The sequence below is a fragment of the Rosenbergiella nectarea genome, from assembly GCF_900111105.1.
Classification (GTDB): domain Bacteria; phylum Pseudomonadota; class Gammaproteobacteria; order Enterobacterales; family Enterobacteriaceae; genus Rosenbergiella; species Rosenbergiella nectarea.
Window position 1 is genome coordinate 384,373 of record NZ_FOGC01000001.1, and the last position, 16,146, is coordinate 400,518.

Sequence of the window (16,146 nt, forward strand, 5' to 3'; positions counted from 1 at the left end):
AAGTATCGCCCTTAAACCGAGTGAGAAGATTAGACTAATTTTCTCATTGGCTCTTTACGAGCGGGCGCATCACCTGCCACATAGTAACTTGCGCTACTGCGTGGGAGGGCGGCTTTGCCACGGATCATATCCGCGATTTTTTCACCAATCATGATGGTAGTGGCGTTCAAGTTACCGGTGATGATCTCTGGCATAATCGAGGCATCCACCACGCGGAGTCCTTGCATACCGTGTACACGACCTTCGTTATCGACCACAGCCATTGGGTCGGTACCCATTTTACAGGTCCCGCATGGGTGATAAGCGGTCTCACCATGGTTACGAACGAACTCATCCAGCTGCTCATCGGTTTGGCAGTCCAGACCCGGACTGATTTCGCGGCCACGGTACTTATCTAATGCGGGTTGATTCATAATTTCACGCGTGAGTCGAATACAGTCACGGAATTCCTGCCAGTCTTGATCATGAGACATGTAGTTAAACAGGATTGCTGGGTGCTCGTAAGGGTCGTTAGACTTGATACGAACATGACCACGACTTGGCGAGCGCATTGACCCTACATGGCATTGGAAGCCATGCTCGTCGACGGCATTCGTCCCGTTGTAGTTAATCGCAACCGGTAAGAAGTGGTACTGAATATTTGGCCACTCGAACTCTTCGCGGCTACGGATAAACCCACCCGCTTCGAACTGGTTACTCGCACCAATCCCTTTGCCTTGGAATAGCCACTGGGCACCGATCTTAGGCTGATTGTGCATTTGCAGTGCCGGGTACAGGGACACCGGCTCTTTACACTCATACTGTAAATACAGCTCTAAGTGGTCCATTAGGTTCTCGCCGACACCTGGTAGGTCGTGTACCACAGGGATATTAAATTTATTCAGTAATTCAGCAGCCCCAACTCCAGAGCGTTGTAGGATCTGTGGCGAAGCAATCGCACCAGCACAGAGTAATACTTCACGACGCGCATCGGCATGTTGTGGCGTTTTGCTGCCGCCAGTGAGGTAATCGACACCGCTCGCACGCTTGCCGTTAAAGACAATTTTATCGGTCGTTGCATGGGTAACAATCGTTAAGTTACTGCGACTCTTCGCTTGGTCAAGATAGCCTCTGCCCGTACTTGCTCGGCGCCCATTAGGGGTAACAGTACGATCCATTGGGCCGAACCCTTCTTGCTGATAACCGTTAAGATCATCAGTGCGCGGGTAACCCGCTTGGACACCTGCTTCAATCATGGCAGCAAACAGCGGGTTATTACCTGTTTTTGGCGTAGCAACACTCACTGGGCCTTCGCCACCGTGGTAGTCGTTAGGACCAATATCGCGAGTCTCTGCTTTACGATAGTAAGGCAGGCAGTCTAAATAGCTCCAGTTCTCTAAGCCCGGACGTTTCGCCCAGCCATCGAGGTCCATCGCATTACCACGGATGTAACACATACCGTTGATCAGGGATGATCCCCCTAAGCCTTTACCACGACCACATTCCATGCGGCGGTTATTCATGTAAGGCTCTGGCTCAGTTTCGTAGGCCCAGTTGTAGCGGCGGCCTTGCAGAGGGAAGGCTAATGCCGCAGGCATTTGGGTACGGAAATCTAAGCGGTAATCGGGACCCCCTGCTTCGAGCAGGAGAACCGTCGTGTCTTTATCTTCAGTTAGGCGCGTCGCCAGTACGTTACCGGCAGAACCTGCACCAATAATGATATAATCGTATTCCATTATTTATTCCTCAATTCTGTGGATTAAAATACTGACTGGAAGCGTTCCAGTTCAACTTGTACCGATTTGATTTGGGTATAGTGCTCTAAGGTCACTAAACCATTCTCACGGCCAACGCCGGAGTGCTTATAACCGCCAACAGGCATTTCTGCCGCCGACTCACCCCAAGTATTAATCCAGCAAATTCCGGCTTCCAGTTGGTGAATAATGCGGTGTGCACGATTCAGTTCTTGGGTAACAACCCCTGCTGCGAGGCCGAAATTCGTATCATTTGCGCGACGAACGACTTCTGCTTCGTCGTTGTAGCTCAGAATGGACATTACCGGTCCGAAGATCTCTTCTTGCACGATCTCCATATCATCACGGCAATCGGTAAAGACTGTCGGTTCGACCCAAGCACCGTTATCGAACGCTTCACCTGTCATACGCTTACCGCCGGCAAGAAGGGTTGCCCCGCCTTTGATACCTGATTCAATAAAGCGCATGACGTTATCGCGGTGAGCAAAGCTTACGAGAGGACCGAAGTTAGTGTCTGCGTCGTTAAGATCGCCTGCGCGGATATTTTTCACACGGGCTAAGATTTTTTGTTCAAACTCAGCTTTATGCTGCGCCGGAATAAACACACGGGTACCGTTGGTACACACTTGGCCTGAGCTATAGAAGTTGGCCATCATGGCTATATCGGCGGCGAGGTCGAGATCGGCATCGTCACAGATAATCAGCGGCGATTTACCGCCCAGTTCCATAGTGACATCTTTCAGCGTTGATCCTGCTGCATTCGCCATCACTTTACGACCGCTGACCACACCACCGGTAAAGGAAACTTTATCGATACCCGGGTGTTCAGTCAGGGCTTGTCCGGTTTCAGCACCGAGGCCTGGTAAGACGTTAAACACGCCGTTTGGTACACCGGCTTCGGTGTAGATTTCTGCCAGTTTGAGAGCGGTGAGTGGCGTGACTTCACTGGGTTTGAAGATCATTGCATTCCCTGCGGCGAGCGCGGGGGCGGATTTCCATAACGCGATCTGTATAGGGTAGTTCCATGCACCAATCCCGGCGACCACGCCTAGCGGTTCGCGGCGTGTGTAGACAAATGAGGTATCACGCAGCGGAATTTGTTGACCCTCAATGGCAGGGATTAGCCCAGCGTAGTATTCCAACACATCGGCACCGGTGACGATATCCACCGCGGAGGTCTCACTAAAAGGTTTACCCGTATCAAGGGTCTCCAGCGCGGCCAGTTCGTCGTTACGTTCACGTAGAATATCGACAGCCTTACGTAGAATACGAGAGCGTTCCATTGCGGTTTTAGCGGCCCAGATTTTTTGGCCTTTACGCGCGGCGGTCACCGCTCTATCCACATCGGCTTTGCCTGCAGCGTGGACCTTGGCTAACACATTACCGTTTGCAGGGTTAACCGTCTCAAACGTGGAACCGCTCTGTGCTGGGACGTAGGCACCATCGATATACAGTAACTGTTCAGCGAATCGGGACATCGTTGTTCTCCGTCTTAAGAGTGAGTACTCGCCAATTGTTGGCGAATAAATTGTCGAGTAATTGTTTTAATCATTTGCGGATCAAAAGGGTCTCCGCTGAGCGCCGCACGTAACCAGAGTCCGTCAATCAGTGCCGCTAACCCATAGCCCGCAACACGCGCGGGCACTTTTTCCAAAACTTTATGAAACTCAGCCGTAAGCGTTGAAAATAACCGACGGCTACTAATCTTTTGTAATCGGTGCAATCCAGGTTGGTGCAGGCTACTAGCCCAAAAATCTAACCAAGCTTTAGCCACGGCAGGATGGACCTGCGTTTCATCGAAGTTCGCATCAACGATGGCGCTGAGTCGCTCTTCGGCCGAGGCATCGGATAATGTTTTTAACCTACCCAAGATGGCTAGTTGTAGTTTAGACGTAATATCGCGCATCGTGGCTTCAAGTAGCCCATTTTTATCACCAAAATAGTGACTGATGATGCCGGTTGAGACGCCCGCCCGTTTTGCAATCTGAGAAATCGTGGCGTAATGCAGCCCCACTTCATTAATGGTTGCAAGGGTGGCATCAATCAATTGTCGCTGCCGAATGGGTTGCATACCTACTTTAGGCATCACCGTTACTCCTGAATTAACAAATCCCCTTTATTAAAACTTTTTTTGATTGATTGTTCAATATAAAAAAATAAATTGTTATGCTGGGGGAGATAAAAAAGGAGTGGGCCTTTCAAAAATGCTAATCGATGCAATACTTAATCGGTTAAGCATCGGCCTAATGATTTTACTTACCCTTGGAAAGAGGATTGAGGTAAAGAATGACAACACCACCTGCTACCGGAAATAATAAAATTAATCCGGTTGTTTTTTATACATCAGCCGGACTGATTTTATTATTTGCGTTGACCACTATTCTCTATAGTGACCTCTCCGCGGCCTGGATATTGAAAACAGTGAACTGGGTATCAGCAACTTTCGGTTGGTACTACATGCTGGCGGCAGTGATTTACATGGTTTTTGTCGTGTATATCGCCGCTTCCCGTTATGGCTCAATTAAACTGGGGCCTGAACAATCGAAACCTGAGTTTAGTCTCTCGAGTTGGGCTGCGATGCTCTTTGCTGCAGGGATCGGCATCGACTTAATGTTCTTCTCCGTGGCTGAGCCCGTGACACAATATATGCAGCCACCTCAAGGCGCGGGCGAAACCATTGAAGCCGCGCGTCAATCAATGGTCTGGACGCTGTTCCACTACGGTATTACTGGCTGGTCGATGTATGCCTTGATGGGGATAGCGTTGGGATATTTTAGCTATCGCTACAATTTACCGCTCACTATCCGTTCTGCGCTATACCCGATTTTTGGTAAACGAGTGAACGGCGCGATTGGTCACACCGTCGATATTGCTGCGGTTATCGGGACAATTTTTGGTATTGCCACCACCCTCGGGATTGGGGTTGTGCAGCTAAACTATGGCTTAAACGTTCTCTTTCACGTCCCTGATAGCTTAGCCGCTAAAGCGGCGCTGATCGTGCTATCCGTGGTGATTGCCACCATCTCTGTCACCTCAGGGGTGGATAAAGGGATTCGACTGCTCTCTGAGCTTAATGTCTTGCTCGCGCTGGGACTGATCATTTTTGTCTTATGCGTCGGCGATACCAGCTTCCTGCTCAACGCTATTGTGCTGAACATCGGTGACTACGTTAACCGTTTTATGGGCATGGCGCTTGATACCTTTGCCTTTGACCGTCCGACGCAATGGATGAACAACTGGACGCTCTTTTTCTGGGCATGGTGGGTGGCTTGGTCACCGTTTGTGGGACTGTTCTTGGCGCGTATTAGCCGTGGACGGACAATTCGTGAATTCGTATTGGGTACGTTAATTATTCCCTTTACCTTCACATTATTGTGGTTATCGGTATTTGGTAATGCCTCTCTTTATGAAATTATCCACGGTGATCATGCCTTTGCTCAAGAGGTCCTTGCGCACCCAGAACGCGGTTTCTATAGTCTGTTAGCGCACTACCCTGGCTTTACCTTTAGTGCCTCAGTCGCCACGATTACCGGTTTACTGTTTTACGTGACCTCTGCGGATTCTGGCTCGTTAGTGTTAGGCAACTTCACCACCCGTTTAAAGGATATCAACTCCGATTCACCTAACTGGGTCCGTATTTTCTGGTCAGTGACTATCGGCGTATTAACCTTAGGGATGTTGATGACCAACGGTATTTCTGCCCTGCAAAATACCACGGTGATCATGGGACTGCCGTTTAGTTTCGTCATATTCTTTGTGATGGCAGGGTTATTCAAATCATTACGCGTTGAAGACTTCCGCCGCGCCAGCGCGAGCAGAGATACTGCGCCTTATTTAGCGAATGCCAACGACCGTCTTTCATGGAAGAAACGTCTGACACGATTAATGACCTATCCAGGCAGTCGTTATACGGAACAGATGATGGACACGATATGCTACCCGGCTATGCAAGATGTTGCGAAAGAGCTGGAGGTGAGAGGGGCGAACGTCGAATTGCAGCGCCTGCCACCTGAAGAAGAAGGGGGCTTAGGCCATCTTTCTCTGATGGTAAATCTCGGAGAGGAACAGAACTTCTTATACGAAATTTGGCCACAGAAATATGCGATACCGGGCTTTACCTACCGTGCACGAAGCGGTAAATCGACCTACTATCGTTTAGAAACCTTCTTGGTCGAAGGTAGCCAAGGTAATGATTTAATTGGCTACAGTAAGGAGCAGGTGATTATCGACATGCTGGACCAGTATGAAAGACACCTGAACTTTATTCACCTTCATCGCGAAGCACCTGGGAATCATATTAACTTCCCTAATATGTAAAGCCACAACTAGGGCTGGAGCCTCTCCAGCCCTTAATTATTTTTTAACCGTGTCAGCACCATCGTAATCACTCTTTGGAATACGGCTATGCACAAAATTGTTAATACCTTTCTGCCTCTCTATTTCGCAACGCTTCTGCTGCTACTCGGTTCAGGGTTACTGACAACCTGGGTGTCTTTACGCCTAAGTCTGCAACACGTCTCAGGGACGATGATCGGTGCCATCACGGCGGCCAACTACATTGGGTTGGTGATTGGTGGCAAAGTCGGCCATAACCTTATTGCCCGTGTCGGTCATATTCGTGCTTACGTTGCCTGTGCTGGCATCATTACCGCGTCGGTAATCGGCCATGGTATGACGGATTGGGTTCCGGTATGGATCGCTTTACGTTTTATTATCGGTTTAGCCATGATGTGTCAGTATATGGTGCTGGAGAGTTGGTTAAACGATCAGGCTGAACCGCAACAACGAGGAGTGATTTTTGGTCTCTATATGGTCGCCACCTATTTAGGCCTCTCAGCAGGGCAAGTAATTTTAACGCTGCATTTCAGTCATCAACTTTTCCCCTTATTGATTGTTGGACTCTGTTTCTCTCTCTGTTTGGTTCCGATCGCCTTGACGACGCGGCTCAAGGTTCAGCCGATGTCGCCGGCCCCTTTAGAGCTTGGTTACTTCTTTAAAAATATTCCGCGTATATTGGGCATCACCCTAGTCACGGGGATGATTATTGGTGCCTTCTATGGGATGGCCCCCGTGTATGCCAGTACCTTGTCGTTGAATACTTCGCAGGTTGGCATATTTATGGCCTTAACCATTTTTGCCGGATTGGTCACTCAGTTTCCGCTAAGTTGGCTTTCTGACCGTTATGAACGACAACGTCTCTTGTTAGCGACCTCATCGCTGTACGTCTTGACCTCGTTACCGCTGGTTTTTCTCGTGCACATTTCTTTTACGGTACTGATGGCGATCGCTTTTTTAGCCAGCATGGTGCAGTTCGCGCTCTATCCTTTGGCAGTGGCCATTGCCAATGACCGAATCACCCCAGAGCGGCGTGTATCGTTAACAGCTTGTCTACTGATGTCCTACGGGATTGGTGCCAGTATTGGCCCCCTATTTACCGGGGTACTGATGGAGTCTTTTGGGGGGAATATGCTTTATCTCTTTTTTGTACTCTGCGGTGGGACGATTTTCGCACTGAGCTGGAAAACCTTACCCGTACCTAAGCGTCTACAAGAAGAGGCCGTTGCACACGTTCCGCTTACCGATGGTTTGGTGAGTTCTCCATTAACCGCGGCGTTAAACCCGGTGATTGATGAAGCGGATATTGTCAATACGATGGTTAATACCGGCGAAGACGAAAATATCGAGTCGAACGATAACCCGACACCACCGTCGTGATGCGCCATAACGAGTTATTCTTATTTAGAGAATAACTTCGTTTTAATTATTCATTTTTATTGGTTGTCGAAACCACGTAATGTTGTCGTCATCATTTATTAATTCGTTATGAGGTCGCCATGTCACATCCACATTCTCGTAATCCGGCCAATGGTCAACTGATCAAAGAATATCCTTTCATTAGCCAAAGCGAGTGTGAGGCGATTGTTCGCCGCACTGCGGAGGCCCAAAAAACGTGGCGTAATGTTTCGCTTGAGGAACGTCGTAACGTACTCTTACAACTGGCGGCAGCGCTGCGCGAACGTAACGAAGAGCTGGCCGCGATGGCCACGCGTGAGATGGGGAAACCTATCACCCAATCCCGTGCCGAGGTGAACAAATGTGCGCAAGTCTGTGAATGGTATGCCGAGCACGGCCCCGCGGCGTTAGCACCGCAGCCTACGCAAGTTGAAGGTAAAAAAGCTTGGCAGGAATTCAGACCTCTCGGAACAATCCTTGCAGTAATGCCGTGGAACTTCCCTTACTGGCAAATTCTGCGTGGTGCAGCAGGCATGCTCTTAGCAGGGAATACCTATTTGCTGAAGCACGCCCCGAATGTGATGGGCTGCGCTTATTTAATGAAGGATATTTTCGATAAGCTCGATGCACCGGCAGGCATTTTCGATGTCGTGAATATTGATAACGACGGTGTTTCTGCACTGATTGCCGATTCAAGAATTGCTGCTGTCGCGGTAACCGGTAGCGTCCGTGCAGGGTCAGCCATTGCAGCACAAGCTGGGGCGGCGCTCAAGAAAACGGTACTGGAATTGGGTGGCTCAGATCCATTCATCGTTTTAGCTGACGCAGATCTTGATGAAGCGGTGAAAGCTGCGGTGATCGGTCGTTACCAAAATACAGGGCAAGTCTGTATGGCAGCGAAGCGCTTTATTATCGAAGAGAGTATTGCTCAACAATTTGAGCAAAAGTTTACCCAAGCAGTTACTGATTTATCGATGGGTGATCCCACGCTCGACGCGACCTATTTGGGACCTATGGCACGCTACGATCTTCGAGACGAGCTACACCACCAGGTTGAAAAAACGTTAGCAGAAGGTGCACGCCTAGTCTGTGGCGGTGAAAAAGTGGCGGGTGACGGGAACTACTACGCGCCAACCATTTTAACCGACGTTAAGGAGACTATGACCGCTTTCCGTGAAGAGGTCTTCGGCCCGGTTGCGACCTTAACGGTGGCTCGTGATGCAAACCATGCGCTAGAGTTGGCCAATAACAGTGAATTTGGCTTAGCGGCAACGGTGTGGTCAGCTGACACAGAGGTTACCGGTATGCTGACCCGCCATCTGGAAACCGGTGCGATCTTTGTCAATGGTTATGGTGCCTCGGACCCTAGAGTTACTATCGGCGGGGTGAAAAAGAGTGGTTATGGACGCGAACTAAACCACTTTGGTTTGCACGAGTTCTGTAATATCCAGACCGTATGGGTGGATCGCCGCTAATCAAGACGCCGGACAGTGAGTTTAAAACTGTCCGGCTTAGTGTGCTACTGCTCAATCATTCCTTCCTGACATAAACACTGGCGCAGCGCAGTGAAGGCCGCAAAGAGTGTCGGCTCATCCACACAGGCATAGCCCAGTAAAAGCCCTCTCTCCTGCTGTGGCGTAAAGTAATATTGCGACAATGCTCTAACTACCACTCCCTTATGCAAGGCGCGACTGGCGATAGCCACGTCGTCACAGCCATCAGGTAACGATAAAACTAGGTGCAGGCCCGCATCATGGCTATATCGCGGCAAAAAATCCTTACCCAAGTAGCGCGAGATCAATCCCAATAGGAACTGCCGGCGTTGATGATAGAGCAGCCGCATTCGACGAATGTGGGCGGCTAAATGTCCCTCACGAATAAATTCGGCGATTGCTCGTTGCTTAATCAGGTGACCACCACGATACAGCTCTGCAGCGGCTGTCCGCAAAGGGTGGCTTAAGCTTTTTGGCACCACCAGATACCCCATTCGTAACGCAGGATAGAGCGTTTTGCTAAAGGTGCCCATATAGAGAACAGGCGCATTGTCCTCAAGCCCTTGCAGCGCAGGATGTGGCGGATTGGAGAAACGAAACTCGCTATCGTAATCATCCTCAATAATCCAAAAACGTTGACGGCGTGCCATATCGAGTAGTTGCTGGCGTCGAGCCAACGACATCAGTCCGCCGAGTGGATATTGATGGGAAGGCGTCACAAAGACCATTTTCGGAATGGGCGCATTACGGGTGTCAGGGATCATTCCGTCCGCGTCGACGGGGAGAGCATGCAGCTGTAGACCGTTACATCTAAGAATATTTCGGGTGCCCCAGTACCCAGGATCTTCCACCCAAACCGGGTCGTTAACATCCGCTAAAACCCTAGAAATCAGATCGACCGTTTGATGAATGCCCTCAGTAATGATGATCTGCTCCGCTTCGGCTTTTACTGAGCGAGTTACCCGTAGATATTCACTTAATGCTTGGCGAAGATGCGGGCAGCCTCCACCGTTACTGTATATAAGCTGGTCGATCTGCGGCGCTTTTTGTAGCCGATTCTCGATCTTACGCAAGAGCTGATGAGGAAAGGCGGTGACATCGGGGGCACCGGGTACAAAAGCTCCCCATTGGTAAGGCGAAGCGTTCGCATAGCCGAGTAGTTCTGAACCGCGAGTAGACAGACTGTGGGCGGGTAGCGCCCGCTGACTTTCCGGTGAGTGGGGTTGCACCGGTTCAGGAGAGAATTCCGGCAGCATTTTCGCCACCCAGGTACCACTACCGGTCCGGGCGGTTACATAGCCTTCAGCCAACAGCGATTCGTAAGCATTGAGCACGGTATTTCTCGAGACATTTAGCTCTTTGGCGAGGTCCCGGCTAGCAGGTAAGCGTGTTTCCGGCGGAAAAATTCCTTCCGTAATCGCTTGTTGCAACACCTGTAACAAGCGTCGGTGCAATCTTCCATTTGGTGTCTTCTGTAACCTTGCCAGTAAGTGATCGGCGTACAGGGATCGCAATTGGTACCTTCTTTTTAATAGTAAATGGCTCTCGCTATCGATCTGTATCAAGGATAAATAATCAAGTCTACTATTTTAATGGCGAGTGGAAGGAACAGATGAGCGCAACTAATGAAAGTCTCAATCAACGTAAAGCGCAGGCTTTGCCCCGTGGTAGTGCAGTAATGTGTGAGTGGTACGTCGATCGTGCAGAGAATGCCACAATTTGGAGCACGGACGGTCGCGAGTTCATCGACTTCGCCGGTGGGATCGCCGTATTAAATACCGGTCATCGACATCCTAAAATTACGCAGGCCGTCACGGAACAACTTCAGAAATTTACGCATACTGCGTTTCAGATCGTTCCTTACGAAAGTTATATCACTTTAGCCGAACGTATCAACCAACGTGTTCCTGTGCAGGGGCCAGCAAAAACCGCGTTCTTCTCAACGGGTGCAGAAGCCCTAGAAAACGCAGTAAAAATTGCACGCAGTGCAACCGGGCGTCATGGGGTGATCACTTTTACCGGTTCTTTCCATGGCCGGACCATGATGACCATGGCAATGACCGGTAAGGTTGCACCTTATAAGCAGGACTTTGGTCCTATGGTGCCGTCTGTGTTCCATGCTCGCTTTCCTGACGGGAAAAAGGTGAGCACTGAACAAGCATTGGAAAGTTTGCACGATATTTTTAGCTGCGATATCGCGCCACATAATGTTGCGGCGCTGGTCATCGAGCCAATTCAGGGTGAGGGCGGCTTTCGCGTGGTGCCGCAAGAGTTTATGCAAGCCCTGCGTGATATCGCTGACCAACACGGTATTTTATTGATAGCGGACGAGGTTCAAAGCGGGTTTGCACGAACTGGCAAGCTTTTTGCAATGGAACACTTCACTGCCAAGGCTGATCTCATCACCATGGCGAAGAGTTTAGCAGGGGGTTACCCCCTCTCAGCGGTGAGTGGTCGCGCGGACATCATGGATGCACCCAATCCAGGTGGATTAGGCGGAACCTATGCAGGGAACCCCTTAGCAATCGCCGCGGCAAACACGGTACTTGAGATCATCGAAGAAGAAGATCTCTGTGCAAAAGCGAACAATTTGGGCAATGAACTGGTCGAGACTCTGACCCAATTATCCCAACAGTGTTCGGCGATTGAGGAAGTCAGAGGGTTAGGCTCAATGATTGCGGTAGAACTTAAGGATGCACACACAGCCAAGGCTATTCAGGACACCGCGATGTCACAAGGCTTACTGTTGTTAACCTGTGGTCAGAAAGGCAATGTGATACGTTTTCTCTATCCGTTAACTATCCCATCTGACCAATTCCGCAAAGGCATTGATATCTTAAGCGGAGCGCTAACGCAGCATGCCACTTAATTCACCGGGCACTCGACAGGGTAGCCTTGAACATTAGTCAGTATGTAACGGGGTAGCCTAGTGCTATCCCGTTTCGGGGAATAAGTATGAATGAATTACCAGCTAGTCGCGACACGCTCTCTCAAGGACTTAAGTCCCGTCATATTCGTATGTTATCCATCGGCGGTGTCATCGGCGCCGGATTATTTGTCGGATCGGGACATGCCATCGCGGCGGCAGGCCCTGCGGTGTTGTTTGCCTATATAGTGGCTGGCGCACTGGTCGTCTTTATTATGCGTATGTTGGCAGAAATGGCGGTAAATACGCCGGACTCTGGCTCGTTTTCTACCTATGCTTCACAAGCGTTAGGGCGTTGGGCAGGTTTCACCATCGGTTGGCTTTATTGGTGGTTCTGGGTGTTGGTCATCCCATTAGAAGCCAATGCTGCGGCCACCATTCTCAATGCGTGGGTCCCAAGCGTCGCAATCTGGCAATTTACCTTATTTATTACCCTGATTTTGACCGTCACCAACTTATTCAGTGTTAAAAATTACGGCGAATTCGAATTCTGGTTAGCCCTAATCAAAGTCTGTGCGATTGTTGCCTTCCTCGTCTTAGGCGCGGCGGCAATCTTTGGTCTGTTACCGAGTAGCCAAGTCAGTGGCGTAAGCCACCTTTACGATAGTGGTGGGTTTATGCCTCATGGCATTGGCGCAGTGCTCTCTGCCATATTGACCACCATGTTCTCCTTCATGGGTACGGAAATTGTCACTATTGCGGCGGCAGAATCACGTAATCCCGGTAAGGAAATCTCACGCGCAACCAACTCGGTCATTTGGCGTATTGCATTATTCTATTTATTGTCGATTTTCTTCATCGTCGCGTTAGTACCGTGGAACTCTCCAGGTTTGGCCGCAAACGGATCGTATCAAACCGTTCTTGAGATGATGGGAATACCGCACGCTCGCTTAATTGTTGATGTGATCGTCTTGACGGCAGTGTGTAGTTGTCTTAACTCTGCGCTATACACCTCGTCGCGGATGTTATTCTCCCTAGCCAAGCGTAAAGATGCGCCAGTAGCCATTGCAAAAACCAATACTAAAGGTACCCCTTATATGGCGGTGATCTTTTCAACGGCAGTGGCTTTCTTAGCGGTTATCGCTAACTATCTTGCCCCCGCGGCGGTGTTTGATTTCTTATTGGCCAGCTCCGGGGCAATAGCGCTACTGGTCTACTTAGTCATTGCCTTCTCACAATTAGTAATGCGTAAGCGGTGTGAGCAAAAAGGTAACGTATTGGATTACAAGATGTGGCTTTTCCCCGGTCTGACGTATGCCATTATCGCAGTGATTATCGGTATTCTTGGTAGCATGCTATTTATTCCGGGACACCAGTCAGAGGTTATCTCAACCGGTATCTTGACGCTGTTAGTGGTCGCTGCGGGCTGTATCGTTCACCGTCGCCAAACACGTAAGATGTCATCGTCGGTACTTGCGCGTAATAATTAGGTTAAACGTGGTTAACGGAAAAGAGCGCGTAGGTTGCGCTCTTTTTTTATGGGTATTATCAGTAGTGATTATCATGAAGCGTTCTATTAAAAGCGACCTTATTTCCCCTCCTGTAGAGCACGAACTTTCAGCAATAACTGATCGTCAAATCCTTAACTAATGCTATGATAGTGCTCTTAGCTATCACGTCCGTTGTTGCACGGTTTTCAGGTCATCAGGAGTCAGTATGTTTAATTCATTATCTTCCACTGCTAAGGCGTTAGTGGTGGGGCTAACCGTTTCATTCTTAACCGTAAGTTGTGCTGATCATCATGATACGGATGACAGCGAAACTACCGTTAATCAGCCCGCTACCGTACCTGACGTACAACAACCTGCGGTCGAGCAACCTGCCCCAGCAGTACCCAGCGAGCCTGAAGCGAAAAAATTTAACGACCCTCTAGAATTAGCCAGCTTTACGGGTGATTTCAAACAATATCAAGCAGGCGACACGGTTCCTGCTATGTATCGCACCGCGCAGTACACCATCAGTAAATGGCAGTTGCGTAAACTCCCGGCACCGAGTGCTGGCAGCCACTGGACTTACTTCGGCGGCAGTTACGTGCTGATCACCGATGCGGAAGGTAAAATTCTGCGTATGTTCTCAGGCGAAATTATTTACCGTTAAGGTTACGAGGGGTGTCCATGATGATGCCCCTTATCAAACATACTCTCCCCTTACTCCACCCTTATTTCCTCCTCTTCTCGGTTTTCAGCGACGGGAATATAAGACTTTCTTCGTTAAACATCCAATGATGTCGCTGACATAGGCTTCGCTAATAATATAATTATGCTAATGATTTTGATGTCGACAGTGACAAGTTCTGATGTGCTGAAAGCAGCTAGTTTATTGTTACATTTAGTTTTTTGTGATGTGGCAGGCGCTTTTTCTGGGTGTAAAAGATGCTATAAAGGGTAAACAAAATTATAAGGTTTTCCCTCCGTATCGCGTGTCGCGGTGGGGTATTTTTTTCTTTTACTGGCTAGGATAGAACTATGTTTGGTTGGACATCAACGCAGCGTAACGTTGCGACGGCAAGTTTTTTAAGTTGGATGCTCGATGCATTCGATTTTTTTATTTTAGTTTTCGTGCTAAGTGATCTCGCAGGCTATTTCAACACATCAGTCACTGATATTTCAGTTGCTATCATGTTAACGCTGGCCGTTCGTCCTGTCGGCGCACTGATTTTTGGCCGCCTCGCTGAGAAATATGGTCGACGTCCTATCTTGATGTTTAACGTCGCACTTTTTTCGGTGTTTGAGTTATTGTCCGCGTGGTCTCCCACCTTTACTATTTTCTTAGCGCTACGTGTTGTGTACGGCGTGGCGATGGGTGGGATCTGGGGAGTTGCCTCATCATTGGCGATGGAAACCATTCCAGATCGCTCACGCGGACTGATGTCGGGGATCTTTCAAGCGGGATATCCTTGCGGCTACTTGTTAGCCTCAATCATCTTCGGCCTGTTTTATGAGCATGTCGGTTGGCGTGGCATGTTCTTGATTGGTGCTCTGCCGGTTCTATTATTACCCTTTATCTATTTCAAAGTCCCGGAGTCCCCCGTTTGGCTCGCCTCGAAAGCGCGTAAAGAGAGTCATGCCTTACTGCCGATCATCAAAAGTCATCTTCGGTTATGTGGCTATCTCGTAGTGTTGATGGCTTGCTTCAACTTCTTCAGCCATGGAACACAAGATCTCTATCCGACCTTCTTGAAGGTTCAGCACCAGTTTGATGCTCACACTGTGAGTATTATCGCGATTTGCTACAATATTGCCGCGATGCTGGGCGGCGTATTCTTTGGTGTGTTATCAGAAAAAATTGGTCGTAAGAAAGCGATCATGATTGCCGCGTTTCTCGCCTTACCGGTTCTGCCGCTCTGGGCGTTCGCCAGTGGTTCGGTCATGATTGGTGTTGGGGCCTTCCTGATGCAATTTATGGTGCAAGGTGCGTGGGGCGTAATCCCAAGCTGGCTAACCGAATTGGTTCCCGCTAATGCGCGCGCGGTACTTCCAGGATTCGTTTACCAGTTAGGTAACTTAATTGCGTCGGTCAATGCCACGCTACAGTCGAAGATTGCTGCGGTAAATGGCGGCAATTATGGCATAGGAATGGCTATTGTTGCCGGAACGGTTGCAGTGCTGATTCTTATTTTGGCAGCGTTTGGACGTGAAACCCGAGGAATGAAAATTTCTGGCGCAGAAGGGGGTGAGCGCCAGTAAGTTTATTGACAGACGTCAATCCATTTGGCGTCTGTTAACTCAGCCATGCGTTGGGGAGAAAGACGGACGGCACTATGAATAGCCCCAGCAGCCGGTAAGACTTCATCGAACGCTTCTAGACTGCGGTCGCAATAAATCTGTAACGGATTTTCGAGGCCAAAGGGGCAGACGCCACCAACCGGGTGGCCGGTCGCCATGATAACTTCGTCAACGGTCAACATTCGGGCTTTAGCGCCGAACGTTTCTTTTAACTTTTTGTTATCTAATCGTGTATCACCGCGCATCACGATTAACACGATATTGTTTTTTATTTTAAGTGATAAGGTTTTAGCGATTTGCCCGGGTGCAACGCCATGCGCACGTGCGGCCGTATCGACAGTCGCGGTGCTTTGATTCATCTCGATCACTTCAATATCAGGGGCATGCTCCGCAAAAAATTCTCGAACGGATTGCAGGCTCATCGGTTATCTCCCTTATCTTGCAGATGCCTAACTTCACTATTAGGTGGCAAAGTATAAACGAATTTCGCTAAATGTATCGCAGAAATAAAATGACTTAGTGGAGTCATAACGTCG

General features: G+C 49.3%; 11 protein-coding genes and 1 pseudogene. 7 read left to right on the forward strand and 5 right to left on the reverse strand.

Translation table 11 applies throughout. From position 1 onward, the window contains the following. Positions 1-29: 29 nt before the first annotated feature. The 3 genes from betA to betI are packed head-to-tail and all read right to left on the reverse strand — an operon-like array spanning position 30 to position 3,819. Positions 30-1,715 (reverse strand): choline dehydrogenase, encoded by a 1,686-nt coding sequence (gene betA / locus BMX14_RS01855; RefSeq protein ID WP_092671885.1) that lies wholly within the window; start codon positions 1,713-1,715, stop codon positions 30-32. A gap of 23 nt (positions 1,716-1,738) precedes the next feature. Then, entirely contained in the window at positions 1,739-3,211 is a 1,473-nt protein-coding gene (betB, locus tag BMX14_RS01860; protein WP_092671888.1) for a betaine-aldehyde dehydrogenase, read from the reverse strand. Positions 3,212-3,225: 14 nt separating this feature from the next. Beyond that, a complete protein-coding gene (gene betI / locus BMX14_RS01865) occupies positions 3,226-3,819 on the reverse strand; it encodes a transcriptional regulator BetI (protein WP_092671891.1) in 594 nt (197 codons plus the stop codon). A 200-nt stretch (positions 3,820-4,019) separates the two neighbouring features. On the opposite strand from betI, the gene BMX14_RS01870 reads away from it, so the two are divergent. The 3 genes from BMX14_RS01870 to BMX14_RS01880 all read left to right on the forward strand — a co-directional run bounded on the left by BMX14_RS01870 (position 4,020) and on the right by BMX14_RS01880 (position 8,941). After that, positions 4,020-6,050, forward strand: coding sequence for a choline transporter (locus tag BMX14_RS01870; RefSeq protein WP_092671894.1), 2,031 nt, complete (start codon positions 4,020-4,022; stop codon positions 6,048-6,050). An 87-nt stretch (positions 6,051-6,137) separates the two neighbouring features. Beyond that, a complete protein-coding gene (locus tag BMX14_RS01875; protein WP_092671897.1) occupies positions 6,138-7,448 on the forward strand; it encodes an MFS transporter in 1,311 nt (436 codons plus the stop codon). 119 nt (positions 7,449-7,567) lie between these two features. Then, positions 7,568-8,941, forward strand: coding sequence for an aldehyde dehydrogenase family protein (locus tag BMX14_RS01880; RefSeq protein WP_092671900.1), 1,374 nt, complete (start codon positions 7,568-7,570; stop codon positions 8,939-8,941). A gap of 44 nt (positions 8,942-8,985) precedes the next feature. On the opposite strand, the gene pdxR is transcribed toward BMX14_RS01880, so the two are convergent. After that, positions 8,986-10,473: a MocR-like pyridoxine biosynthesis transcription factor PdxR gene (pdxR, locus tag BMX14_RS01885; protein WP_092671903.1), complete on the reverse strand. Its 1,488-nt coding sequence runs from the start codon at positions 10,471-10,473 to the stop codon at positions 8,986-8,988. A 98-nt stretch (positions 10,474-10,571) separates the two neighbouring features. On the opposite strand from pdxR, the gene gabT reads away from it, so the two are divergent. From gabT to BMX14_RS01905, 4 genes and pseudogenes are all read left to right on the forward strand, one after another. Then, on the forward strand, positions 10,572-11,828 hold the full coding sequence (gabT, locus tag BMX14_RS01890; protein WP_092671906.1) for a 4-aminobutyrate--2-oxoglutarate transaminase: 1,257 nt from the start codon (positions 10,572-10,574) through the stop codon (positions 11,826-11,828). An 86-nt stretch (positions 11,829-11,914) separates the two neighbouring features. Then, on the forward strand, positions 11,915-13,315 hold the full coding sequence (gene gabP / locus BMX14_RS01895; protein ID WP_092671909.1) for a GABA permease: 1,401 nt from the start codon (positions 11,915-11,917) through the stop codon (positions 13,313-13,315). Positions 13,316-13,760: 445 nt separating this feature from the next. Then, positions 13,761-13,982: pseudogene (locus BMX14_RS16755) on the forward strand (RcnB family protein); the annotation flags it as partial. Between the two features lie 368 nt (positions 13,983-14,350). Continuing rightward, positions 14,351-15,571 (forward strand): MFS transporter, encoded by a 1,221-nt coding sequence (locus BMX14_RS01905; RefSeq protein WP_092671915.1) that lies wholly within the window; start codon positions 14,351-14,353, stop codon positions 15,569-15,571. 2 nt (positions 15,572-15,573) lie between these two features. On the opposite strand, the gene BMX14_RS01910 is transcribed toward BMX14_RS01905, so the two are convergent. Beyond that, the gene (locus BMX14_RS01910; protein WP_092671918.1) at positions 15,574-16,032 is read right to left on the reverse strand and encodes a YbaK/EbsC family protein; all 459 of its coding nucleotides are present in this window, start codon (positions 16,030-16,032) and stop codon (positions 15,574-15,576) included. Positions 16,033-16,146 lie beyond the last annotated feature (114 nt).